We start from the raw sequence: 23,925 nt of genomic DNA on the forward strand, positions 1-23,925 counted from the left end.
TCTCTTCCCTCTTCCTTCGCCTCGCTTCGCGTCTTCGCGGTTCGTAAAAAAAACTCTTCTCCGCAATCCAAAATCTAAAATCTAAAATCAATATGAGCTACTGTGTGAACCCTGAATGTCAAAATCCTCACAACTCCAACGCCGCACAATTTTGCTTAAACTGCGGCTTTAACCTGGTGCTGAGACAGCGATATCGCCCGATTGAACTTTTAGGTAGAGGCGGATTTGGTAAAACTTTCCTAGCAATTGATGAAGACATCCCATCTCTACCCCGCTGTGCAGTCAAGCAATTTTATTTTTACGACCGCGACCCCAAAATTTTTAACAAAGCCGTTGAATTATTTCGGCAAGAAGGCGTCCGTTTAGACGAACTCGGAAAACACCCGCAAATCCCTACATTATTAGCCTGCTTTGAACAAGAAGGTCATATTTATTTAGTTCAAGAGTTTATAGGGGGATCGACTCTTAAACAAGAATTAGACAAGAGTGTATACGATGAAGAGAAAATTTGGCAACTGCTGCAAGACTTATTGCCAGTGCTGCATTTTATCCATGGCAAGCGCGTCATTCACCGCGACATCAAACCCGAAAATATTATCCGCCGACAGTCAGACAACAAACTCGTATTGATCGATTTCGGCATTGCCAAACTGCTGACTGATTCAGCCATGCTTCGTCCAGCAACGCTCATTGGCAGTCAAGATTATGTAGCTCCCGAACAAATGCGCGGCAAAGTATTTCCTGCTAGCGACCTTTACAGTTTAGGTGTTACTTGCATTCGCCTAATGACGCAAGTTCCTCCCTTGGATATGTACGACTGCAACAACGAGCGCTGGTGGTGGCGCGAGTTTCTCCCCAAAGCCACGAGTATTAGCGACGAGTTAGGTGAAATTTTAGATAAATTGTTGCAAACTCATCTCAATCAGCGGTACAGTTTTGCTGCGGAAGTTTTGGACGATATCCAAGCAGCTTTAGAAATTCGTCATCAAAATTTGCTTTCGCCCAAAAAGCCGATCGCTCCTGAGCTCGGTAATACCGACAACTCAACCGATATCAGCGCACTACAAGCTCCGGATTCTTCAATTTTACCCACCAATGCCGTCCCCAATTCGGCAGAAAATTTGTCCTTATCTGTCACTTCAAATACTTCAAATCTCGATCCAACCCTAATTTCTGCACGGGGAGTTGATTATACCAAACTGCGGGATTTTTTGTCTCACAAAAAGTGGAAAGAAGCCGATCGCGAAACTTGGGGCTTGATGTGTCAATCTCTTTCCCAGCCACCGGGAACTCAGCTAGAAATAAGCCAAATTTACCAGCTCCCCTGCCAAGATTTGCAAACAGTCGATCGCCTGTGGCTGCACTACAGTCAAGGTCGGTTTGGCTTCAGCGTCCAAAAGCAGATTTACGAAAGCGTTAAGGGAGACTATATCAGATTTTGCGATCGGGTCAACTGGCAAGCCTACAATTCTACTACTACTTTAGGGCAGATTAAATTTAATCAGCAAGCACCAATCGGACACCTCCCCTCTCGCATTTGGGTTGGTGGCATTCAGTGGCTGCGGCATCTCGATGCCCTGTCTGCAAAATTAACCGAGTGCGACAATAATGCCGCGTGTAAATTGTAGTATTTATACCGACTAAGTAGCTAAAATTTTAACTTTAAACTCTACCTGAAAGCAGAGAAATTTATCGCGAGAGATGTATCCATTGACCGAGGCTCGGTGCGATCGCTTGTCGCACAATGGATGCTGAAGGCGAACACAGATAAAGTCTGCGATCCTGAGACACAACAGAATTAAAGAGAGGTATCAATCCATGTTTTTTCACAAAAAACAATTAATGGCTGCGGTGACTGTAGACGAAGCCAACCCCCGTTTTGCCCAATTGCTGCTAGAACAGTTTGGCGGAGCAACCGGAGAACTGACAGCAGCTCTGCAATACTGGGTGCAGTCATTCCACTGTGAAGATGCAGGGATTAAGGATATGCTTCAAGATATTGCGCTCGAAGAATTCAGCCACTTAGAAATGGTGGGTCAACTCATCGAAATGCACACCAAAAACTCTGACCAAACAGAAGCTTATAAAAGCACTTTGTTTGCGGTGCGCGGCGTAGGCCCACACTTGTTAGACAGCCAAGGTCAAGCTTGGACGGCAGCTTATATCAACGAAGGCGGGGAAGTGGTGCGCGATTTGCGCGCTAATATCGCTGCGGAAGGAGGAGCTCGCCAAACCTACGAAGAGTTGATTAAACTAGCACCGGATATGGGAACGAAAAAGACGCTGCAGTTTCTGCTGACTCGCGAAATTTCTCACACTCAAATGTTCATGAAAGCTTTGGAATCGGTGGGCAAACTCACCGATCCGATGTTCGGCAATATTCCCCCCGATTCCACTGTGGATCTCTACTTTAACTTGTCCACAAATGGCAAGGATGAACGCGGGCCTTGGAACTCGGAACCTACTTTCCAATACATTGCCGATCCCGCTCCCAAAGCTTAATTTGAGATTTGTGTAACCTGGGTGGCGAGTGAAGATTTAAGCCCAGTGTTAAGTAATTTTTAAGCCGCGCACCTTCTTTTGTAAGGTGTGCGGCTTAGAAACTTTAAGCCCAGTGTTGAGTAATTTTTAAGCCGCGCACCCTAGAATATCGAACTTTTGTGTTAAGTAATTTTTAAGTCACGCGCCCCACGGTGTTATAATTATTTGAAATCCGGATCGAACATTAACATCCAATCTATATTGAAATTGCGATCATCCACCTATTTATTAGTTTCTCACGGCAGCCGCGACCCCAGACCCCAACAAGCTTTGGAAAACCTAGGTCAACTGCTGTCTCAAAATTTGGCTGACTCCTTCCCCGCAGTAGCAACCGCCACCTTAGAGCTCGGGCCCGCACCGCTGCACGAACAAATTTGCAGTTTTGGCGAACGTACCCTGTCGCTGGGAGTGACAGAATTGCAAATCCTGCCTGTATTTTTATTGCCCGGAGTTCACGTCGCCGAAGACATACCGGCAGAGGTGGAACTTGCCCAAAAAACTTTTGGTGACAAGCTAAAAATTGAATTGCGCCCGCATTTAGGTTCCCAGGAAGCAGGCTTAACACAATTGGTAAAAAGTCAGATGCAAGAGGTGGCTTTTCTCCCCAATCTGCTATTGCCAAAATGGATTTTATTATCTCACGGCAGCCGTCGCCCCGGAGGTAACTCGATTGTTGAGGAAATCGCCAGCAAAATCGGTGCACAAACAGCGTATTGGTCGGTAAAGCCGAGTTTGGAAGAGCAAATTGAGAGTTTGGTTCGTGGTGGACAGCAGCAAATAGGAATTGTGCCATACTTCTTATTTAATGGAGGAATTACAGATGCGATCGCCAAAAATGTCGCACAGCTAAAGCAGCAATTTCCTGCGGCGGAACTTCATCTCGCAAATCCTCTAGGCCCAAGTGTAGAATTAGCAGACTTAATTAGGGATTTAATTCAAAAATGAACCGCCGAGGCACAGAAGAGGTAAAGGAAGAAAGAAAAATGTCTTTAGGAAAAGTGTATTTAGTAGGTGCGGGACCCGGAGATCCGGGTTTGATGACCTTGAAGGGAAAAGCTTTGTTAGAGTGCGCGGATGTGGTGATTTACGACGCTTTAGTCAGTCCTCAAATTTTGGCAGCAATCAACCCCCAAGCAGAACGAATTGATGCCGGAAAACGCAAAGGCCGTCACTCGTTAATGCAAGATGAAACAACTCAGTTAATGATAGAAAAAGCTGGAGATAATGCGATCGTAGTTCGTCTCAAAGGCGGCGATCCGTTTATCTTCGGTCGCGGCGGCGAAGAAATGGAAGAGTTGGTAAAAGCTGGAGTGTCAGTAGAAGTCGTCCCCGGCGTAACTTCTGGGATTGCGGCCCCTGCTTATGCGGGAATTCCTTTAACACACCGATCGTACAGTTCCTCTGTCACCTTTGTCACCGGTCACGAATCAGCGGGAAAATATCGACCGGAGGTAAATTGGCAGGCGATCGCCCGCGGCTCGGAAACCATTGTAGTATACATGGGAATCCACAATTTGCCTTACATTATCGGTCAGTTGACCGCAGCCGAATTGAGTGCAGAAACGCCCATAGCATTAGTACGGTGGGGAACGCGGCCGGAACAAGAAGAATTGATCGGAACTTTGGGTACCATTGTAGAGCAAGTTGAGGCGGTCGGATTTGCAGCACCTGCGATCGCCGTAATCGGAAATGTTGTCAATTTGCACTCAATATTGTCTGGCTGTCGCCCTGTTCATCAAACTGTAGAATAAGCGAAAACATAGGAGCAAATAAGGGCGATCGATCGCCCTTGTTTGCCCCTACACCCTCTCTAGCCAAGCAAAAATTAGAGATTCAAATAAGTGGCTAGATGCTCGTTAGAAGGGCATCAGCTTGGGCTTTATGTATTGGCTGTTGGCGCGGATGAAGCAGTTTTTGCTGGGCACCCGCAGCCAGGAAGCGCCCCCAGCGGTGATGAAGCTGTTGAGGCCCAGATAACCGACATCAACGGTGCTGCCGTTGGGGAAGGTCGTAACGACAGTGCCACTAGGGGCAGTGGCGCGACAATTGAGTCCCGTTGGGTCGGTGACAACCCACTTAGGCCAAGTGGCGCTGCCTGCCGTTTCAGATTCAATGGTATTGGCATTGCTGGCCAGGAAATTGCCGCTGCTATTGGCGACGGGGACGGCTTCGGTCAGATTGAGCTTGAAGATTGAACCCACCCGAGAGGGACAGTTGACCCCACCAGTAATCGTCCAAGTGGCTGTCAGGCGCGCCGGGCCGGAGTTAGAAACCGGACGTTGTAGTTTCAGGTTGCCCTTACATTGTTGCGTTGCACCGGGCCCGAAACGCTCGTCGGTGAAGGTTCCAGTATAGGTTCTGATACCACCACTGCTGGTGACGCTAGTCGCCTGGAAGTTCCCTCCCCATTGCCTGCCACCTACGTAAGTCCTGTAGTAGCCGCCGCCAATAGCAGAGCCACTGTCACCAGGAATTTCTTTAATATTAATAAAAGTGGTGCGACTGCTGGTTTTGTAGGCGCTGGCTTGGGCAATGTGGGGCAAAAGGGCGATCGCAGCGATCGCGCCTAAAATAGAAATTATGGGTTTCATAGTATGTTCCTTAATTTAGATAAATGAATTTGGTTTGAGCGCAGATGTTACGGCCAGCAGGTAGCTCCACTACCACCAAGGCACTGATTATTAGGTTGAGCGATATCGATTTGGGTAATGTTTTTCACGCGGGAGACGTAGTTGAGATTTGCCCAAAGAGTCTTTCTAATAGCGGTTTCCAGAATCGCAGTAGTTCCAACTCCACCGCTAATAAAAGGTTTGCAGATGCGAATTTTGTAGGCAATGTTACTGCCTCTGATTTGGCGTTTGATGATAAAGCGACCTGCATTGATGGCTCCAGGAGGTAGAGGTTGACCGTTGCAGGCATTGCTCGGGAGCAGCGGTAGCGCCCTCTCTAGACCCGGTGCATTAGCAATTTCGGTACGGGTTGGCCCCTGAAATAAGTTCTGGAGAGCACCCACATCCTGCAGAGGATTGCTGGTAGAACGTCTGACAGTGTGGGTGTGCTCGAAGTTTTGGCCGCTCCTCGGCATCCGAGGAAAGTGCACGGTTACAGTTGCAGCGATTGAGGGGGATTGCGATAGCCCCAGAGCAACTAGACTCGAACAGCCGATCGTCATCGACAGGGAACTAAATTTCATGGGAAACTCCTAAAGTAGGTGAGTCTACATACACCTAAATCAATACTCGGGACAGTTTTAGAGCGCCGAGGATACAATGCGGGTTTCAGGCCTTGGTATTCGTAATTTCTTTCACCCTCGAATTCGCGATCGCGAATTCGTGTGGCATTGTTTCTCCGTCTAGCATTACGTGACCCCTTGTTTGCATTTATTTCTTAGGCGTAACTGCTAACGGAAACGCTTTACCAGTAACTTTTTCTAGTGACACTCGTTTGGGGTAGCTCGTTTGAGTGTCACTTATTTTACAGACATGGCCGCGACTGGTAAAAAAACTCAAAACTTACGCACCTACTCTATCTGTAGGGTGCTTATGGCTAGCCTTACCCCTACCAATAAAAGTCTTAACCACCTTGGTGAATGCTATAAATAAGTCCACCAATACGCAAATCCCCGACTTCTTAAAGAAGTCGGGGATTTTAAAAAAGTAAAAGTAATAATTTCAGCAATTTCAACGCGCCACTTGCCGCATATACTCCCCCCACAACTGAGCGGCATTTGCACTACCTCCGGCAGTCGGAGAATTATCATCATTTCCCAACCAAACTCCTGTCACCAGTTGCTGACTCGGAATATAACCGACAAACCACAAATCTCTATTATCATTAGTCGTGCCTGTTTTTCCCGCTTCTCCCAACCCCAAAGCAGCACTGCTGCCCGTACCTCCCCGCACAACACCTTGCAGCATATCAGTCATCGTATCCGCTACGGCTTCAGAAACTAACTGCCGATTGGCAATGCCATCTTTTTGATAGTCATAAATCACCCGGCAACTGTTAAAATCATTTCTATCTTTGCAATCGCTGCTGTCAATAATTCGCTTAATTACGTGGGGACGATTTCCCAAACCCCGATTGGCCAAAACCCCGAAAGCACCCGTTAATTGCAACACATTAACTTCACTTTCACCTAATACTAAACCCGGGTTAGAACGCAGTTCAGAAGTAATCCCCAAACGCCTAGCCATTTGCACTACATCTTCTAAACCGACATCCTGTGCTACCCTTAATGCAATTGCATTTTCCGACAACGCTAAGCCGCGATACATATCCACACTGCCGCTGGTTCTTTCGCAGCCGCTGTAACTTTGTCCCCCCCAGGAAAGGGGGGCGCAAGAATAAGTTTTCTCGGCTGAGATTCCCCGTTCCAGGGCGGCTGCATAGGTGAAAATCTTAAATGTAGAACCGGGCTGTCTCAAAGCTTGAGTCGCCCGATTAAACTGACTTTTCAAATAATCTACGCCCCCAACTAAAGCTAAGACTTCTCCGGTTGTACTGTTGAGAGTTACCACTGCTCCTTGAGAAAAACCTGCACTGGCTCCCGCATTTTCAACAGCATTTCTGAGGGAACTTTCCGCCAACTTTTGCAGGCCGGGATTCAAACCTGTTTCTACAATAAAATTGCCTTCTCGGGCTAACTGTTCCCCCAGCAAAAACTCCAATTCGTCAAATACATAACTGTAGAAATAAGGAGCGATCGTACTTTGCAAAAATTCGCGAGCTTTGGGATTGATCTCAATTCGCGATCGCCTCGCGCGATCTGCTTCTTCCTGAGAAACAGTCCCCAGTGCCCGCATCCGTTCGATCACTCGATCGCGGTACTGCACCGCCAATTGATAATTTTGAATCGGATTAAAACTGTTTGGCGCAGGCAAAATGCCCGCCAAAGTTGCTGCCTCTGACAAAGTTAAATCCTTCGCTGACTTGCCAAAATAAAACCGAGACGCATCCTCAAAACCGTAAAGGTCAATTCCCAAGAACACCCGATTTAAATAAGTCAGCAACAGCTCATCTTTGCTGTAATAAGTCTCCAGTTTAAAAGCAACTACGGCTTCCCGCAACTTGCGTCCTGCCGAATCTTGAGTTCCCACATAATCTCGAAACAAACTCCTCGCTAACTGCTGCGTCACAGTGCTGCCGCCTTCGCGAATTCCTCCCCCGCGAACATTGGTCAAAAGCGCCCGCAAAACCCCCAGCGGATCGACCCCCAAATGCCAATTGTAGCGGCTGTCTTCCGAAGCAAGTACCGCCTTGGATAAATAAGGCGAAAAATCCTGCAATTTTTTTAATTCTAAGTGAGCGTTATTCTGAGGAGGACGCAGGGGAGTTTGCCCGTCGCGCGCGTAAACAATCACGGGGCCATTGATACTTCTAGGCAGAGGCCGCACTTGAAACTTTGTCGATTCCATCCCTACCAACACGGCAATCAAAGCGGTGATTCCGCTGACGCCGTAAAAGCTGTAACGCACAAGTTCCAAATACCAAGGCGGCGGATATACGTACTGAATTCTGACAGCGGCGGCTAGTTCCGGCGGCCCTAATGTGAACACGTCTCCGTGACGCAGGGACATACTTTTAACTCGCCTTTTGCCGCTGTAAATGCCGTTGGTGGAGTCTTCATCTTTGATGACAAAAGGAGTCCGCCGCCGAGTATCCCGCGACAGGGATAAGTGTACGTGACTGACAACGGGATTGCGAACTACAATATCTGAAGATTTGGACGATCGACCTAACAAATATCGATCGCCTAACAGCGGATAAACCTCAGCTTTAGCTGCACCCGCATCCTGTACCCACAGTTCGGGTACTTTGGCGTTTGGTTTCAGCGCTAGCTGGTTAAAATTAACCTTGGCAATAGTCTGGACTGCTTGGGTAATTGCACCCAAGACGGTTTGAGGTTTGCGGGGCGGCGGCGGTGGGGTCATATTTCGCTGTGCACTACAGTCGAGCGATCGGCTCTTGCACCATTCTACTCGCAACTTTTGGCTAATTTCAGGATCTGCCCCACAGAAGGAGGCGATCGTCGGCTAGTGGCGATCGATTTTGCGGTGATTGGTGAACCCGCTCGGAATCCGTTTATTGAGCAAATCTCTACCCAACCACAAAAAATCCCGCTCTCACGAGAGAATTAAAATATCATAAACTTGCCCACAAATCAACACTTTAAATCAAATTTATCCCTAATTTACCAACACACTTTAAGTAATTAAAACCCCCCTTGAAAAAGGGGGGTTAAAAGCCGAAAATCCGCTTAATTCTCCTTACATCGAAGAACCCAAACCGGCATAAGCACCGTAGAAGAAAAGGCTCACAATGCTCAGAACACCGAGACCTGCGACAGTAGCTACCAGCCACAAAGGAATTCTGCCACTTTCACTAAACATAGCTATCACCTCACTAATTCACAGCTAAACACATTCGATCGAACTATCGAAAACCAACTCAGACACCAGTTAGTTAAAGAAATAACTGGAAAACAAAATACCCAGAGTAAAAATCAGCAACAAACCCAAATACAAAGAAGTCCGGTTTAACTCAACAGGCTGCTCGTTGGGATTAGGAAGGCGCTCAGGCATTGTAAACTCCTATCGTTGAATAAATTGCATTGCTGCGATCGCGCCCAAAAAGAAAATTGTTGGGACACCTAAAGTATGAACTGCCAACCAGCGCACCGTAAAAATCGGATACGAAATTGGCTCATTATTTGGGGTTCTGCTCGTCATTTTTCCAAATCCTTGTTAAATTACTTGGCAATGAACTGATCTACTTGTTTCTTAGCTTCAAAGCGATCCGAGATAATCGGCACTTCTTCTCGCTGCGGTGTGAAATACTGGTTAGGGCGAGGAGTTCCGAAAGCATCGTAAGCCAAACCCGTTTGCACAAACAGCCATCCAGCAATAAACAAAGCTGGAATGGTGATGCTGTGAATTACCCAATAACGGATACTTGTAATAATGTCCCCAAACGGACGTTCTCCAGTTGTACCAGCCATTTAGAATCCTCCTTTCAACAACAAATTGACAGACAATCTCTATTACTATTCTACTATCAAGCAGCTTGTGCTGAACCTTGATATTTAAGTAAAGTACCGCTCGCGCCGATCACAAATCCGCGATCGGGGCCCATAAAGACAATCCTGTAAAAATTAGCGGGAACATCTTCTACTTCGCGGTCTTTTAGCCAAGTTTTCCCGCCGTCCAAACTGCACAGCAAATTGCCGCCGCCGCCGGCTACCCAAACTTCATTATCAGTCCGGTAAGCCATGTCCAGCAAACCCCAACTCGCTTTGCGATCGGGAAAAAACGGTTTTCCCCAACCGTCAGGATTGGACGCGTCGCTAAACTGAATCTGACCGCCGCGGGCGAGCATCCACAAACGCCCGTCCTTGGTAAAGCCCATATTTTGCAGGCGGCGAGAACTATTGCGGTTGTGAGGTTCCCAAGCTTGTTGTCCGGGTTTCCACACCGAGTAGAAATTGCCCTTCGAGGAAACCGCAACATACTGCCCGTCTTCAGAACGGTTGATATTGCGAACTACCCCAAAAGAATCCTGCACGACAGCTTTCCAATTTTTGCCACCGTCGGAAGTCCGGTAAATCGCCCCGACATCGGTCGTCATCTCGGCGGAATTCGGGCCCAAAGCTGCGATCGTACTGGGAGAACCAGGCAACTGACTGCTCAAAGCAATCCGCGTCCAAGACTTGCCCTCATCGTTCGTGTGGAGCAAAACTGAAGGCTGGCCGACAATCCAGCCTTCGGAACCCGAAAAACTCACTGACGCAAAACGCGACCTCGGATCGTCGATATCCAGTGCTATAGACTTCCAGCTAGTGCCACCGTCAAGGGTTTCGAGCAGAGTCGCCTCAGAACCCACAACCCAGCCGTGCTGAGAATTGCCCGTAAAGGCAATATCCTGCAAATTAGCTTCCGTCGGCAAGGAAATAACGTGCCAGGGGTTGTAACTCACGGAACTGATGGTGCTGCAACTCGTACAGATGAGGGCAGCGGCCAATAACATTACAATTCGTTGCCAAAATCTCACAATCGTTTTACTGCAAACCATACATACTAAGTAACAACAAGAAACCAACGACCAAGCCGCCAAAAATCAGCAAACTTTTCTGACCTTCGGTCATGCCGTTGACACCGACACCGTAGCGCTGATTTGCCTTAAATCCCGATACCCCTTCCATCTGACCGAGATTTTGAAACACCGATTTGCGTGCCCCGCAAACGGGACAGACCCAAGTTTGGGGCAAATCTTCAAAAGCCGTGCCCGGGGCAATGTCATTTTTAGGATTCCCCTTTTTCGGATCGTAGACGTAGCCGCAGGCGCGGCACTCGTGCCGATCGAGGGTCTTAGTCTCAGTGGCTCGATCGCTCATAGCTCCAAAAGAGTAGGTAAGCTAATCTTAAAATATACATTAAAAATTATTGCAGAAGATGGACGATTAATCTCAACCAACTCGTAATTTTAGCTACCCAAAATCTATATAATGTAAAGACTAAGTTACAGAACCCTTTCACCTAGGCAGTAATTATTCACCGTGTTTGCACTCAGCGGCTACGAGTATTTCTTAGGCTTCCTGTTAATTTCCAGCCTAGTCCCTATCCTCGCCCTCACGGCGTCTAAGGTACTGCGCCCGAAAAGTCGTCCCTACGACCGACGCACTACCTACGAATCTGGCGTCGAGCCGATCGGCGGAGCCTGGATTCAGTTCAACATCAGATATTATATGTTCGCCCTAGTCTTCGTCATCTTCGACGTAGAGACCGTCTTCCTCTATCCTTGGGCGGTTGCTTTCAACCAGCTAGGACTGTTGGCTTTCATCGAAGCCTTGTTTTTTATCACGATCCTCGTTATTGCTCTTGTCTATGCATGGCGCAAAGGAGCCTTGGAATGGTCTTAAGTTCTGACAAATCACAAAAAGCGCTGATCAACCCAGTCGAGCGCCCCGAAGTCACATCGCAACTCTCAGAGAACGTCATCCTGACAACAGTGGATGACCTCTACAATTGGGCGAGACTTTCCAGCCTGTGGCCGCTGCTTTTCGGCACAGCCTGCTGCTTCATCGAATTTGCAGCTTTGATCGGATCGCGCTTTGACTTCGACAGATTCGGCTTAGTACCGCGATCGAGCCCCCGGCAAGCCGACTTGATCATCACGGCCGGCACAATTACCATGAAGTACGCCCCCATCTTGGTGCGGCTGTACGAACAAATGCCGGAACCCAAATACGTCATCGCGATGGGCGCTTGCACCATCACGGGCGGAATGTTCAGCATGGACTCCACCACAGCAGTCAGAGGCGTTGACAAACTGATTCCTGTAGACGTGTACATCCCCGGCTGTCCCCCCCGCCCAGAAGCGATTATTGACGCAATTATCAAACTGCGGAAAAAAATCGCCAACGATTCCATGCAAGAACGGGCCAGATTGCTGCCCACCCACCGCTACTACACCAGACCCCACAAAATGAAAGTAGTAGACGACATTTTGGACGGCAAATACTTATCTATTCCAGGCCGGATAGCGCCGCCGAAGGAATTGACGGAAGCAATGGGAATGCCAGTACCGCCGGCCCTGCTTGCAGGACAAAAACAGGAGGTAAACCGTGGCTGAGACAGAATCTGCAATTGTTGAAGCCGGGAAGGTTTCCCAGTGGTTGACTCAGAATGGGTTTGAACACGAAGCTTTAGCGCCCGATAATTTGGGCGTGGAGATATTAAAGGTCGATCGAGACTTCTTAATTCCAATGTCAACAGCACTGTATGCCTACGGGTTTAATTATATGCAGTGCCAGTGCGCCTACGACCAAGGGCCCGGAGAAGATTTAGTCAGCGTTTACCACTTGGCTAAGCTGACAGATAATGCTTCCAAGCCTGAAGAAGTCCGCGTCAAAGTATTCGTACCCCGCGAAGATCCCAGAGTGCCATCAGTCTACTGGATTTGGAAAGCAGCCGACTTTCAAGAGCGGGAATCCTACGATATGTACGGCATTGTCTACGAAGGACATCCGAATCTGAAACGGATTTTGATGAACGAAGATTGGGTAGGCTGGCCGCTGCGGAAAGATTACATTTCCCCGGATTTCTACGAATTGCAAGACGCTTATTAAGGAAATTTTGAGTTTTTAGCTCAAAATACAGTTGGTTATTTTGCACCCACTTCTTTGAGGAGTGGGTACATTTTTTTGTGCGTTTTTTTTTGAAATGTCGATCAAAACTTTCTGGGATATGATGAAAGTGTGTCCGTCACCTTGCCATATTTTTAATGTCTGCTTATGCCCAAAAAGATTAGAGAACTCAAAAGCCTGTTGCTTAAAGCTGGGTTTACTTATCGTTCGGCAAAAGGCAGTCATACAAGATGGGTTCATCCTTTACTACCTAATGAACCAATTACCATTGCTGGAAATGATGGCGATGATGCGAAACTGTATTTAGAGAGAGAAGTTAATCGAAAAATTGGAATATTGAAAGCAATTGAAGAAGAGGAGTCTGAATCATGAAATTACCTTATATAATTGTTATTCAATGGTCAAATGAAGATAACTGCTACCTAGTTCACTTACCTGATTTTCCATCTCAGCAGTTCCACACTCACGGAGATACCTACGAAGAAGCTTTGCAGAATGCAGTGGAGGTATTAGAGCTTTTAGTAGAAGAATATCAGGCAGATGGTAAATCTCTCCCAGCACCTAAAACTTTAGTACAAAACTTGCTGTTTGCTTGAGCATAGATTTGAAGTCATTGAGCATGATTCGGAGATTCCGAGATTAACAACCTGCTATCCTTTGTAGTGCCTGGAGGTAATAAGAGTGGCAAAGAATACAATTAAATTACTAGATGTTGTTGCCTTGACAGTTGACATTCCTGAATACAACCTCTGGCGCGGACAAGTAGGGACTGTGGTTGAACAGTTGGCTGATGGTGCAGCGTTTGAAGTTGAATTTAGCGATCGCAACGGACGCACTTATGAATCTGTCGGGTTGCATCCAGAGCAAATCATGGTGTTGTACTTTCAGCCAGCATCACCGGATATCAAACCCGAAAGGGTTACAGCATAAGTGGCAAAATAACTTGCGGACTTTAGTATAAGCTGATATCTGGTAAATGTAGAAGCGATTTCAATCGCGGAATCATCGAGCGTATAACTTATCACCGACTTTGAATCTCTACAAACTTCTGGAATAGCGGTACTTGAAAACGATAACCTTCTTCAGTCACCTCCAGCACTTCTTTCTCCACAAGTCTCGGCCATGAACCACTTTCTGCTACCGCTACAACTGGTTCTTTGATTAATTTATGCAAAAACTCTCGTTCTGATTCCGTTAATTCTTGATAGCGTTCTCGAAATGCAGCCCCCCCTTGTTCCAAACTTTTGAGAATCGCAGCCTTCACGTCCCCTTGTGCTAATTGCCTTTGTTTTTCCTGATTTAACGTGGTCTTTTCTCTGTTTATTGCATTCAGGCGATCGACAAGTACGCGACACATCAGTTGTACATAATAAGGCTGACACCGGGTTAAGTAAATAATTTCATCAATCGCGCCCTCTGTATAAATGTCGGGAAAATTATCAATAGGATGCTGAATTAAATCCCGCGCCTCTGCTTCCTGCAAATACGTCATCCGTAAAGATTGTGTATTAATCAAATAATCGTTCCAATAAGGATTTAGTTCGTCCAAAGTATGGGAACCGCTGAATAGCAAAATCCAATTAGCGCGGTTCTGCAAAATGTAGCGCAAAAAGTTCAGGGGCGATCGACTTCCCGTCTCTTCGACTACTTCTTCTAACCGCTCAAACTCATCCATACATAACAAAAATCGCTTTCCTGGCGCAATTTTTTCAATTTGCACAAACCATTTTTGGAGAGCCATAAACGGATCAATCTTTAGCGATTCTCTTTCAATGGCGGGTAATTGCAAATTGCGGTTGCGCCGCGCCGCTTCGACAATTTCACCAGCGATAAACTCGGCTAAACCGCTCAAGGTTGTTGTCATTGCTGCACCCTGAAAGTCGATCGACAACGGCACTAATTCTGAGCCAACTTTCTTAGGTAAAAACTGGAGGGCGGAGGTTTTCCCGGTGCGACGGCCTCCATACAGCAACAATACAGGTGGTTGAGATGAACGAGCCAAAGACTCGATTTCTCGGAATACGTCCAAACGCCCTTTGAAGCGAGTGCTAGAATCTTCTGGGTTGAGGGCTGGCCCAGCGACATAAACTTGCGGGATTTCTGCTGAATCTAAAGCTGCGTCCTCTAGAGTTTGTCGGGAGGTTTCTAAGATACTCAGCCACCGCTGCACAATGTTGCCAAAGCTGGTTGCTAAAGCTGCATTTTTGCCTAAAACCAGACTTTCTCGCAAGCGATTGAGTTTAGTCAAAAGTGTTGCCAGCATTTCATATTGAAGGTAGGCAGAACTAGCATTTTCGGCAGCGCGGACATCTTGGCTGATTTCCAAAAATTCAGGTAGTACGGAACCGAGTTCGGCGGGCGGTGGTGAGGGTATCCAGGCAAGTTGTTCGGTAATGGTAACGATATCTTGAGAGTTCTGACAGCGGTTGAGGGTATCAATGGCAATTCCCACCATTGCCTTTAATGCTACTTTTTGTTGGTTAGTTGAGTCGATTAGATAATTGATGGTTTGTTGGGCTGCAACTGAGTTCTGGCAATAAGCTTTGACGATAAAAGAGTCCATCCAAGGAATCGGTAAGTGAATGAGTTGGTCGAAGTAGGGTGGCAGACGCAGCAGCCATTTTGCCTCGTCTCCCTTTGGCACGAACCTCAACAGGAAAAACATCCACAGTAATTCTGGAATCCAGAAATAAACCCGCAAAATGCCGAGAATGAACGCCACATTTAACGCCACACTGGATGCCACACCCAACGTCACACCCAACGCAAAACTGGACGCCCCACTGAACAGCACACCGAATGCCATACCTAACACTACACCTAACCCCACACCTAACATCACACCTAACCCTACATCCCTTCCCACATCCGCTGCTACATCCCCCACCATCCAATCAACCTGAAATGGAATTAAATATTGTAGGAGAACGATATGTGGAATCAATGGCGTTAGTTCCGGCGAGAATATCAGACTAATAATTATCAAAAATATAATACTGAAAACCATTGATATAATTTGTTTCAACGTCTTTCGCAAACTACTATTAATACTAATAAATACCCAGTGTGTCAATTGCAATATCGTCGTAGGAATACTCAAAGACGACCAATTAAATATAATGGAAAGAGAATAAGTGATGCAAAATAGGATTACAGGAAGTATAGTTGTTGCTGCTTTTAAAAACCAAAATTGTTCTGCATACCGCCTCAACTTAGGATTAACCCTAAACTCCGCCCGCATCGTAAAAGGATTAGTATCCGATTTCAAATCAGGGTGAATTTCTCGCAGCCAGTCCGCCAAAGTAAAAGGTTTAAAGTAAATCCAGTATAGAAGGCGAGCACATTCAGCTAAATAATTTCGATTTATATTTATCCTAACCATCACACCACTTGCCTAACACCGGACTCAAACTGCCACACAAAAACTTTTTGAACAAATCAAAAAAGTAATTTTGAGTAACAATACCTGCGACACACATAATCGCCACAATTATCAAACTCAGACCCATTAGCCAAGTAAATATGTCATCCAGTTTCAGCCCGAAATTTTTAGCGAAATTGCCCACCCAAATTGGCATATCCCAGACTAGCCAGCGCAGCAAATGCCAAAACTTCTGAGGGCGCTTGGGTCGAGTTGACAATTGTAAAAATGCCCTAGTTTGGTCTTGAAACTTCTGCTTTGCCCACTTCACATCTTTACGCTCTTGTTGCATTTGCCAGAGATATTTTCCGGCTAATTGCAAAAGCACAGGATGCTGTTTTCCCCACTCCAAAGCTAGGCGCTGATTTGTTTGAGTTAAAGCTGGTATAGCCCCTGCTATATTTCCTTTAGGCAACTCGACCAATTTTTGAGCTTCTGCTTCCGAAAACTTTTTCAATAAGCACTCTGAACCGACGTTGAAAAAAGAAGAGGTCAGTTTATATTTGGTGCGGTAGGAATCAAGAGTTTCTAGAGAGGCTAATACCAACATCAGGGCGCTATTGTTGATTAAGGAGTGAAGATTGTCATAAAATCCTTCATCAAATTTTTCGCGATAACTCTCCTGAAACAGCGCTTCAAATTTATCTATACATAACACGGGTAATATTTGCTGTACCTCACAAAGTCTAATGGCTTTAGCGAAGATACTGCGATTCCAATCGGGAGCTTGAAACGCTGTAACTAAACTTGGCTTGGCTTGAATAACTGGCACTTCGCTCAACTTTTGAGCAACTGCTTGATAGAAAGTATTTTCTTCTTGGCATTCACCATCTTGAAATGATAAATAAATTACAGCATAAGGGCTGGAAGCGTATTGAGGATGATTGCGACAATTTTGATAAAAACGCCAAAGTAGGGATGACTTGCCAATTTTATGTGGCCCCACAATATTAACGCTGGTTGGCTGTGGGCCTGTCATCTGAGATTGAATAAATCTTAGTTCGTCTTTGCGCCCCACAAAGTAATCGCGCTTTTTTAGCATAGAGGGTGCAGAAAACGGACAGGGAGATGGCGAAGGGGGAGCCATAGAGTTATTTGACTAGAGCAGAAGCGGATTGGTAGATTGATGATACACTACGTTACGCTTTTCAATCATTCCGCAAGGCGGAGATCGGATCTAAGCGAGCCGCATTCCGAGCCGGCAATACTCCAGCTAACAACCCGACGGTAAAAGACAGCCCAAAACCCGCCGCGATCGACCATACAGAAACCACAAACGGAAATTTGAAGGCTGTCGAGGCCCCAAAGGCGATCGCAATTCCCAACCCAATACCCGCCGTTCCCCCCACCGTGGAAACTAAAATAGATTCCGCCATAAATTGAATTAGAATTGCTGCATTAGTAGCGCCTACCGCTTTGCGAATCCCGATTTCCTTAGTGCGTTCCACAACAGACACCAACATAATATTAGCAATACCGATGCCGCCAACCACCAAAGAAATTCCGGCGATCGCTCCGATCATAACCGTAAATAAACCTATCACATTGCTAAAAGTATTAACGATCTCAGCTTGATTTACAACTCGAAAATCATCCGGTTGTGGCGGATAAATATTGTGGCGCAAGCGCATGATATTTTCCACTTGAAATTGAGCATCCGCTAAATCCGCTTCGCCCGCAGTTTCCAACCAAAAACCCGATATCGCAATCCCTGCTAAAGAATTTCTCCCCACAATCCGCGAAGACATATTTTTGAGGGGAATATACACTCGATCGTCCTGATCGGTTCCCCCTACAGACCCCTTGCTTTCCATCACTCCAATGACCTTGTAGCGGTTTCCCTGAATGCGAATATCGGAGGAGAGCGCATTAGCTCCGGCTCCAAAAAGTTCGTCCCGCACCTTAGAACCGAGGACAACTACTGGCTCAGCAGCATTCAATTCATCCTCGTTAAAAAACCGTCCTTCTTGGGGTTGAATGTTCTTGACATCGGGATAATTTAAATCCGTTCCCAAAATAGCAGTAAATGAATTTTGTCCGCCATAAACCACTTGCACTTGGCGCTGCAAATAAGCCGAAATAGCCTTAACTGCAGGAGCTTGTTTGCCGATCGCCTTAGCGTCATCCCAAGTCAGGGTAGTAGCAGAACCGCTTCCCTGACTGACACCGCCCGATCGCGAAGCGCCGGATAAAACCAACAGCACATTTGTACCCAAAGCCTTTAACTGTTCTTCAGTTGATTTTTGTACTCCTTGTCCCACAGAAGTAATGGCAATTACCGAAGATATCCCAATAATTACGCCCAGCATAGTTAAACTGGTACGCAACTTATTATTCCACAGCGCCTCTGTCGCCATGAACGCGATTTGAACGTTAGAGATTTTGTTGGTGCGGGGGCGAGTCTGTAATTTCATGTTATTATTGATTAGGCATTGGGTATTGGGCAGTGAGCCGAAAAGCATAGGCAATTAAAACCTTATTCCTTATTCCTTCTTCCTTTTCCTCCTTCGCGCCCTTCGCGTCTTCGCGGTTCAATAAAAAAATCAAAACCCTAACGCAAGCGCGTTCCGCCACCCGGTTGCAAACCCGGAATCCCGCCCGACGATGGATTTTGGGATCTAGGCCGCAATCCGGGGGGTAAACTAAGTAGCACTTTTTCATTTCCTTTCAAACCCGATCGCACTTCCGTCTTGTCATCCACCGTCATACCAGTCTTAATCGGCATAAAAGCAGGTTTACCATCTTCTCCACCCGCAACAAAAACCCCCGTTTCCCTTTGTTGGCGGACAATTGCCGCAGTCGGAACTACCAAAACATTTTTGAGTTCACCAGCCTTAAACTCCACATTCACATTCATTCCCGATCGCAGCATTTGTTTATCATCATTAATAATTGCCGCTTTTACCTCAAAACTTGTCACATTTTGCTGGACGATCGACTGAGGCGAAATTTGAGTGATTTTACCTGCAAAAGTCTTTCCCGCAAAAGCATCGGCTTGAATAGACGCAGCCTGGCCGATCTTAATCTCAGAAATATTAGTTTCTGCTACGTTTGCTACTAATTGATTCTTTGAAGCTAAGGACAAAATCGAAGAAGAAGTCGCCGAAGAAACCGCACTACCTGCCGTCGTGGGAGTCACAAAAGCGCCCGGATCTGCGTACTTGCGGGTGACAGTGCCGGTGAAAGGAGCCCGTAGCACAGTGTCGTCGATCAGCGCTTGAACGCTTTGCAGGCTGCCTCTAGCGGCGAGAACTTGAGCGCGGGCTTGGGCGATGTCTTCGGGGCGAGAACCGGCTTCTAGCAGCGCCAAAGCTTGCTGTTTTTGCTCGACGGCGGCCTGCCCCGCAGCGATGTCTTCCGGGCGTGCGCCCGATCGCGCCAGGGCCAAAGCTTGCCGTTTTTGCTCTACAGCAGCCCGCTCCGCAGCAATTTCTTCAGGGCGTGCGCCCGATCGCGCCAGGGTCAAAGCTTGCCGTTTTTGCTCCACAGCAGCCCGCGCCGAAGCGATTTCTTCGGGGCGAGTACCCGCTTGCAGCAAAGCTACAGCTTGTTCAGCTTGCCTGACTTGCGTTTGAGCTCGATCGCGCGCGGTGCGGGAGTTGTTCACAACTTGCAAAGCAATGGCTCCGGCATTATAGAGTTCCTGATTTCTCTGAAAGTCTTCCTCTGCTTGGTTTTTGGCGTATTCGGCATCTCTGAGTTTGGCAATTGCTTGGGCGATGTCTTCAGGCCGATTGCCCTTAAGCAATTTTTGTAAATTTGCTTCTTGTTCAGCTAGTTGTGCCTCAGCTACAGCAATATCTTGGCTTCGATTGCCGTTGAGCAATTTTTGCAACGTTGCCTGTTGTTCAGCTAGTTGTGCCTCAGCTACAGCAATATCTTGGCTTCGATTGCCGTTGAGCAATTTTTCCAGACTTGCCTGTTGTTCTGCTAACACAGCCTTAGCCACAGCAATGTCCTGGGTTCGAGTGCCGTTGACCAATTTTTCCAGGTTTGCTTCTGCGGCTGCGAGTTGTCCGCGAGTTTGGGTAAGTTGCCCTTGGAGGTTGGAGTCGTCCATGTAGGCGAGAATCTGCCCTTTTTCAACCTTATCTCCTTCCTTGACAAGCAAACTTTTGAGCATTCCTGAAGTTTTGGGGCTGACGTTAACGGAACGTTCGGGCACAATTGTGCCATTTGCCGAAATAGTAATCGGCAGGTTCACCCTTTCGACAGCAACGGTTTTTTCCTTGCGTCTGGTTTCGCGGCTGGATTTGACTGTGAGTTGGCTGTAAGCGGTGTAGCCTACTCCTGCAAGCAGGGAAGCGGCGAGGAGTCCGCTAAGCCAGGGAGTCAGCTCTTTTTTAATCTGAAAGTGCTTTACTAAGTACATATAAATTAGACCTGATGGGTCTGTCTTGAATTTAGACCGATCGGGAACAGAAAAGGTTCAATTGAAGTCTGATTAAGTTTTTTCCGGTGTTTAATGCTTGGGGGCGATCGACTTTAGATATCAACATCGAGATCCAGTGCTGCATAAAACCTGTTCAGCCAAATGCGTGATAATGGAGGAAGATAGTTTAATCTGGCATACCCTAATCCTTCATGCAATTTGAGTGGGACGAAGCGAAAAATATTAAAAACATCCGTAAACATCAGATTAATTTTGCCGATGTTCCCGCGATGTTTGATGGTGAAATGCTGATTGAGCTAGACGATGTTTTGATTGTGGTAAAGATCGCTGGTTGGGAATCGGTTTTCTCGGTTCTGGAATAGCGGTAGTAGTCTGGACAGAACCTCAAAACAATGTAATCCGAATCATTTCAGCGCGAAGAGCTAACCGTCATGAGCAGAAACGATTTGAACAGTACCTCTGGTACTAACTGGGCCGCCTTAGAGTCAAGGTCAGAAGAGAATATCGACTACTCAGATATTCCACCGCTGACCGATGAATTTTTTGAACGAGCGACTTTACTTATTCCAGCCGATCGAGCCGACAACTTAGTTCAGCTTGATCCAGATGTGAAGCAGTGGTTTCAGGCTCAAGGAGAACAGTATAAAACTCTAATTAATAACGTTTTACGCCAATATATAGAGAGCAACAAAACTCACCACTCAGCATAGCCGTGCGTTTTAACGGACGGACTCAATACTCTGGTGATGACTCAAAGCTTTGTACCGCCGTTGAACGCATCGGTAGTAGATATCATAATGGCTTGATTCCCTTCTAGCCGCGATAATAGCTCAAACTTCCGCAAAAACCTATGATAGTAGAGGGTGCGGAATGTGGGTTATATCACTTGGTAAATAGTTTGAGATTACTCGCCCAAGTTAAGACTAAATATGCAAGAATTTTACGAAATCGTCAGTTTAGCTACAGAAGAGCAACGCCAAAACTTAGCAGAGTTGACCAATTCAGGATTTGGTAGTTCCTCTGAAATTCTTTGCAATCACCTACGGTATTTGAGGTGCGGGAGTCTTGGTCAGCTTTTCTGGAACAGCTCTTGGAAACAAATTGTCACAGATGTTGCCGATCACATTGGTATTGATTGGTCCGAAATTTTTAACGATCGTACATGGCTTGAGTTATCAACTCAAGAAATTGAAGGTGCTGTCGTTGTTAAGCTATTTCAGAATATGTTGGATCAGCTTACACCAGAGCAACGACAACAAATTATTATGGATCTCAGACGAGAGAGCGATGACCCTAATCTTGAAGGTTTCCTTTTAAGTGGTGGTACAATGTTTGCAGCAAAGATGAGTGGTTTTGGGGTGTATTTGTTGGCAAGCACTGTACTAGGTAGCCTCACAAGTGCTTTGGGGATTGCCTTGCCCTTTGCAGTTTACATGGGTGTGAGCCAAACTCTTGCATTTCTACTCGGTCCTGTAGGGTGGGCAGCACTAGCGGGAGGTGTATTATTTTCGCTTAATCAACCCAATTGGAATCGTCTAGGGTTGTCTGTTATATACATCTCAACGCTTCGGTATTCCACAACCTAACAAGCACTTGCACCGGAACGGAGGTATACGCTAATAGTATAGTGGGTTAGTTATCGATCTGTCTATCCTACTTGAGCAATAATTTGCCCTATATCTTGAGGCGTTGCACCTGTTGCCAGGATTGCGCGTATTAACAGTTCAATTGAAACCGAATCGTCGCCATTTTCAGCTTTGGCAATACGAGGTTGGCTGGAGTTGATTTTCTCAGCCAACTCTGCCTGTGTCATCAATATTTGCCGACGTTCTTGGAGATTAAGAATGAGAGCTAACTTAATGTCAATTAGGATCGATTCCTCTGGTGAAAGTTCTAAGAATTCCGAGCCCGATCCAATCTTCCAGCATTTATCTTCTAGACGCTTCTTTTTTGAAATATCCATAACATTAGTCCTCTATAAATGAGGCATTACGAGACTTTCACCTTGCTGCAAGTGTCTGACAATCACACCAGCCTCTATGCGTGCTTCTTGACTAAACCGATCGAACTTTTGAAAAGTTCGATCGCCAATTTCCTACTCAACAAACAGCCGCTACACCCAACTCTGTAATCGCTGCCTCCGGGCCGACCAAAGAAACATACGGTTCTACAAAATATTTCTTAGCAGCATCCCGCGCTTGTGAAGCTGTCACCTGTGCAATTTCTTCTTGAAATTGCTGGTCAAATTTAATTCCCAATCCCAAAATTTCGTACCAGCCTAAAACTTGGGCAATTTGCGAATTAGTTTGTTTTCCTAAAGCATATTGACCGAGCATTTTATTCTTGCAAGCTTGCAATTCTTCCTCGCTTAGTTCGGTGTTGGCGAGTCGATCGACTTCTGCGCGCAATCCTTCAAAAGCAGTCGCCGTATTTTCCGGCGCAGTACCCATGTACACGACAAACTGAGCCGTGTCCAAGCGTGTCGCGTAGAGCGCGGAAACGTCGTAAGCCAAGCCCCGCTTTTCCCGCAATTCCACAAACAACCGGCTCGACAAACCGTTACCCAAATAAGTATTTAGCAACTTAATCGCTGCATAGTCGGGATTTTTGACAGAGGGTGCGAGGTAGCCCAGCATAATCACTGATTGCTGCGTATCTTGCGCCGTAACGACCGATTCAGGGGAGGGTGACAGAGGGGGGACGGTTAAAGTTGGTAAGGGTGTTAAAGGCGCTTTCCAGTCTCCAAAAATTCGATCGATCAGGGCGATCGCATCTTCGGTCGATATTCTGCCGGCTACAGCAATAACTACATTATCGGGACGGAAATAGGTTTTGTGGAACTGTTCGAGCTCGTTTCTGGTGAGCTTTGACATAGTAGCTTCCGTGCCCAAGGGAGAGAAAGCATAGGGGTGTTCCTGGTACATCGAGTGCCGCAATTGCTCGAAGGCGATCGCAAATGGCTGTTCTTGTTGCGATCGAATTGCCGATATGGCAATGCGCCGTTCGAGTTCGACTTCAGGTTCCGGGAAATTGGGCGATCGGGTCAATTCCGCCGCCAACTCCAAAATCTCCTCAAAATCCGCAGAAACTGTCTTCAAACTCACTAAAAAATAGTCTGTAGTAGAGTCGGCACTCAACCTCGCTCCCACCGATTCTACACGCTCGGCAATTTCCCGCGAAGACAGGCGATCGGTTCCCTTAGTCATTACCGCCGACAGCAAATGACACAATCCTGCTTGTTCCGGCTGCACGTAGCGACTGCCGGCCCGCAGGAATATCCTGGCTGCAATAATATCCGCTGCTGGATTTTCTGCTGCTAAGACAACAATACCGTTGTCTAAAACCGTGCGCTGGATTTCATTTTTCATGGTTAATTTAGTTGGGAACTTGTACTGAGAGTAGCTGAAGTATTGGTAATTGAAAATG

General features: G+C 46.7%; 29 protein-coding genes. 14 read left to right on the forward strand and 15 right to left on the reverse strand.

The features are described from left to right. Positions 1–92 precede the first annotated feature (92 nt). The 4 genes from QUA62_RS10895 (at position 93) to cobA (ending at position 4,292) form a co-directional block, all read left to right on the forward strand. Positions 93–1,628, forward strand: a complete 1,536-nt coding sequence (locus tag QUA62_RS10895; protein WP_333403903.1) for a serine/threonine-protein kinase — start codon at positions 93–95, stop codon at positions 1,626–1,628. A 190-nt stretch (positions 1,629–1,818) separates the two neighbouring features. Further along, a complete protein-coding gene (locus QUA62_RS10900; protein WP_242716323.1) occupies positions 1,819–2,502 on the forward strand; it encodes a manganese catalase family protein in 684 nt (227 codons plus the stop codon). A 240-nt stretch (positions 2,503–2,742) separates the two neighbouring features. Further along, positions 2,743–3,486, forward strand: coding sequence for a sirohydrochlorin chelatase (locus QUA62_RS10905; protein ID WP_333403905.1), 744 nt, complete (start codon positions 2,743–2,745; stop codon positions 3,484–3,486). After that, positions 3,483–4,292 (forward strand): uroporphyrinogen-III C-methyltransferase, encoded by an 810-nt coding sequence (cobA, locus tag QUA62_RS10910; RefSeq protein WP_333217416.1) that lies wholly within the window; start codon positions 3,483–3,485, stop codon positions 4,290–4,292. Before QUA62_RS10905 ends, cobA begins: the two co-directional genes overlap by 4 nt. Positions 4,293–4,397: 105 nt before the next feature. On the opposite strand, the gene QUA62_RS10915 is transcribed toward cobA, so the two are convergent. The 9 genes from QUA62_RS10915 to QUA62_RS10955 form a co-directional block, all read right to left on the reverse strand. Beyond that, positions 4,398–5,132 (reverse strand): hypothetical protein, encoded by a 735-nt coding sequence (locus QUA62_RS10915; protein WP_333403907.1) that lies wholly within the window; start codon positions 5,130–5,132, stop codon positions 4,398–4,400. A gap of 47 nt (positions 5,133–5,179) precedes the next feature. Continuing rightward, entirely contained in the window at positions 5,180–5,734 is a 555-nt protein-coding gene (locus QUA62_RS10920; RefSeq protein WP_333403908.1) for a hypothetical protein, read from the reverse strand. 487 nt (positions 5,735–6,221) lie between these two features. Then, positions 6,222–8,474: a transglycosylase domain-containing protein gene (locus tag QUA62_RS10925; protein ID WP_333403910.1), complete on the reverse strand. Its 2,253-nt coding sequence runs from the start codon at positions 8,472–8,474 to the stop codon at positions 6,222–6,224. Positions 8,475–8,810: 336 nt separating this feature from the next. After that, positions 8,811–8,933 (reverse strand): photosystem II reaction center protein J, encoded by a 123-nt coding sequence (locus QUA62_RS10930; RefSeq protein WP_006635506.1) that lies wholly within the window; start codon positions 8,931–8,933, stop codon positions 8,811–8,813. Between the two features lie 69 nt (positions 8,934–9,002). Beyond that, positions 9,003–9,125 carry a photosystem II reaction center protein L gene (locus QUA62_RS10935; protein WP_006635505.1) on the reverse strand — a complete coding sequence of 41 codons (123 nt, stop codon included), beginning with the start codon at positions 9,123–9,125 and terminating at the stop codon, positions 9,003–9,005. A 9-nt stretch (positions 9,126–9,134) separates the two neighbouring features. Then, positions 9,135–9,272, reverse strand: coding sequence for a cytochrome b559 subunit beta (gene psbF, locus QUA62_RS10940; protein ID WP_006635504.1), 138 nt, complete (start codon positions 9,270–9,272; stop codon positions 9,135–9,137). A gap of 20 nt (positions 9,273–9,292) precedes the next feature. Next, the gene (gene psbE / locus QUA62_RS10945; protein ID WP_006635503.1) at positions 9,293–9,541 is read right to left on the reverse strand and encodes a cytochrome b559 subunit alpha; all 249 of its coding nucleotides are present in this window, start codon (positions 9,539–9,541) and stop codon (positions 9,293–9,295) included. A gap of 56 nt (positions 9,542–9,597) precedes the next feature. Further along, complete coding sequence (locus QUA62_RS10950) at positions 9,598–10,611, reverse strand: photosynthesis system II assembly factor Ycf48 (RefSeq protein WP_333403912.1); 1,014 nt, start codon at positions 10,609–10,611, stop codon at positions 9,598–9,600. Beyond that, a complete protein-coding gene (locus QUA62_RS10955; RefSeq protein WP_333070731.1) occupies positions 10,598–10,933 on the reverse strand; it encodes a rubredoxin in 336 nt (111 codons plus the stop codon). The genes QUA62_RS10950 and QUA62_RS10955 overlap by 14 nt, the downstream gene beginning before the upstream one ends. A gap of 162 nt (positions 10,934–11,095) precedes the next feature. Here QUA62_RS10955 and ndhC point away from each other — a divergent pair, with 162 nt between their 5' ends. From ndhC to QUA62_RS10985, 6 genes are all read left to right on the forward strand, one after another. After that, positions 11,096–11,458 (forward strand): photosynthetic/respiratory NAD(P)H-quinone oxidoreductase subunit C, encoded by a 363-nt coding sequence (gene ndhC, locus QUA62_RS10960; protein WP_006635500.1) that lies wholly within the window; start codon positions 11,096–11,098, stop codon positions 11,456–11,458. Continuing rightward, a complete protein-coding gene (gene ndhK / locus QUA62_RS10965; protein WP_190661736.1) occupies positions 11,449–12,171 on the forward strand; it encodes a photosynthetic/respiratory NAD(P)H-quinone oxidoreductase subunit K in 723 nt (240 codons plus the stop codon). Before ndhC ends, ndhK begins: the two co-directional genes overlap by 10 nt. After that, complete coding sequence (locus QUA62_RS10970; protein WP_333403914.1) at positions 12,164–12,667, forward strand: NAD(P)H-quinone oxidoreductase subunit J; 504 nt, start codon at positions 12,164–12,166, stop codon at positions 12,665–12,667. Before ndhK ends, QUA62_RS10970 begins: the two co-directional genes overlap by 8 nt. 165 nt (positions 12,668–12,832) lie before the next feature. Next, entirely contained in the window at positions 12,833–13,057 is a 225-nt protein-coding gene (locus tag QUA62_RS10975; RefSeq protein WP_006635497.1) for a type II toxin-antitoxin system HicA family toxin, read from the forward strand. Further along, on the forward strand, positions 13,054–13,281 hold the full coding sequence (locus QUA62_RS10980) for a type II toxin-antitoxin system HicB family antitoxin (protein WP_332967673.1): 228 nt from the start codon (positions 13,054–13,056) through the stop codon (positions 13,279–13,281). The genes QUA62_RS10975 and QUA62_RS10980 overlap by 4 nt, the downstream gene beginning before the upstream one ends. An 85-nt stretch (positions 13,282–13,366) precedes the next feature. Then, complete coding sequence (locus tag QUA62_RS10985; RefSeq protein WP_333403916.1) at positions 13,367–13,615, forward strand: DUF4926 domain-containing protein; 249 nt, start codon at positions 13,367–13,369, stop codon at positions 13,613–13,615. A 91-nt stretch (positions 13,616–13,706) separates the two neighbouring features. Here the strand turns inward: QUA62_RS10985 and QUA62_RS10990 are convergent, their stop codons facing one another. The 4 genes from QUA62_RS10990 to QUA62_RS11005 all read right to left on the reverse strand — a co-directional run bounded on the left by QUA62_RS10990 (position 13,707) and on the right by QUA62_RS11005 (position 20,478). Next, the gene (locus QUA62_RS10990; protein WP_333403918.1) at positions 13,707–15,629 is read right to left on the reverse strand and encodes a hypothetical protein; all 1,923 of its coding nucleotides are present in this window, start codon (positions 15,627–15,629) and stop codon (positions 13,707–13,709) included. Positions 15,630–16,059: 430 nt separating this feature from the next. After that, complete coding sequence (locus QUA62_RS10995) at positions 16,060–17,193, reverse strand: AAA-like domain-containing protein (protein ID WP_333403920.1); 1,134 nt, start codon at positions 17,191–17,193, stop codon at positions 16,060–16,062. A gap of 61 nt (positions 17,194–17,254) precedes the next feature. Beyond that, a complete protein-coding gene (locus QUA62_RS11000) occupies positions 17,255–18,520 on the reverse strand; it encodes an ABC transporter permease (RefSeq protein ID WP_333403922.1) in 1,266 nt (421 codons plus the stop codon). Between the two features lie 137 nt (positions 18,521–18,657). Continuing rightward, positions 18,658–20,478: an efflux RND transporter periplasmic adaptor subunit gene (locus QUA62_RS11005; protein WP_333403924.1), complete on the reverse strand. Its 1,821-nt coding sequence runs from the start codon at positions 20,476–20,478 to the stop codon at positions 18,658–18,660. A gap of 212 nt (positions 20,479–20,690) precedes the next feature. On the opposite strand from QUA62_RS11005, the gene QUA62_RS11010 reads away from it, so the two are divergent. From QUA62_RS11010 to QUA62_RS11025, 4 genes are all read left to right on the forward strand, one after another. Then, positions 20,691–20,861 (forward strand): BrnT family toxin, encoded by a 171-nt coding sequence (locus QUA62_RS11010; RefSeq protein ID WP_333403926.1) that lies wholly within the window; start codon positions 20,691–20,693, stop codon positions 20,859–20,861. Then, complete coding sequence (locus tag QUA62_RS11015) at positions 20,831–20,968, forward strand: BrnT family toxin (RefSeq protein WP_333403928.1); 138 nt, start codon at positions 20,831–20,833, stop codon at positions 20,966–20,968. The genes QUA62_RS11010 and QUA62_RS11015 overlap by 31 nt, the downstream gene beginning before the upstream one ends. After that, complete coding sequence (locus QUA62_RS11020) at positions 20,931–21,209, forward strand: BrnA antitoxin family protein (protein ID WP_190661752.1); 279 nt, start codon at positions 20,931–20,933, stop codon at positions 21,207–21,209. The genes QUA62_RS11015 and QUA62_RS11020 overlap by 38 nt, the downstream gene beginning before the upstream one ends. A gap of 219 nt (positions 21,210–21,428) precedes the next feature. Continuing rightward, positions 21,429–22,085: a hypothetical protein gene (locus tag QUA62_RS11025; protein ID WP_333403931.1), complete on the forward strand. Its 657-nt coding sequence runs from the start codon at positions 21,429–21,431 to the stop codon at positions 22,083–22,085. A 62-nt stretch (positions 22,086–22,147) separates the two neighbouring features. Here the strand turns inward: QUA62_RS11025 and QUA62_RS11030 are convergent, their stop codons facing one another. Next, positions 22,148–22,462, reverse strand: a complete 315-nt coding sequence (locus QUA62_RS11030) for a helix-turn-helix transcriptional regulator (protein WP_333403933.1) — start codon at positions 22,460–22,462, stop codon at positions 22,148–22,150. A gap of 136 nt (positions 22,463–22,598) precedes the next feature. Beyond that, positions 22,599–23,867 carry a pitrilysin family protein gene (locus QUA62_RS11035; protein WP_333403935.1) on the reverse strand — a complete coding sequence of 423 codons (1,269 nt, stop codon included), beginning with the start codon at positions 23,865–23,867 and terminating at the stop codon, positions 22,599–22,601. Between the last annotated feature and the right edge of the window lie 58 nt (positions 23,868–23,925).

The sequence above is a fragment of the Microcoleus sp. MON1_C1 genome (genome assembly GCF_036701945.1).
Classification (GTDB): domain Bacteria; phylum Cyanobacteriota; class Cyanobacteriia; order Cyanobacteriales; family Microcoleaceae; genus Microcoleus.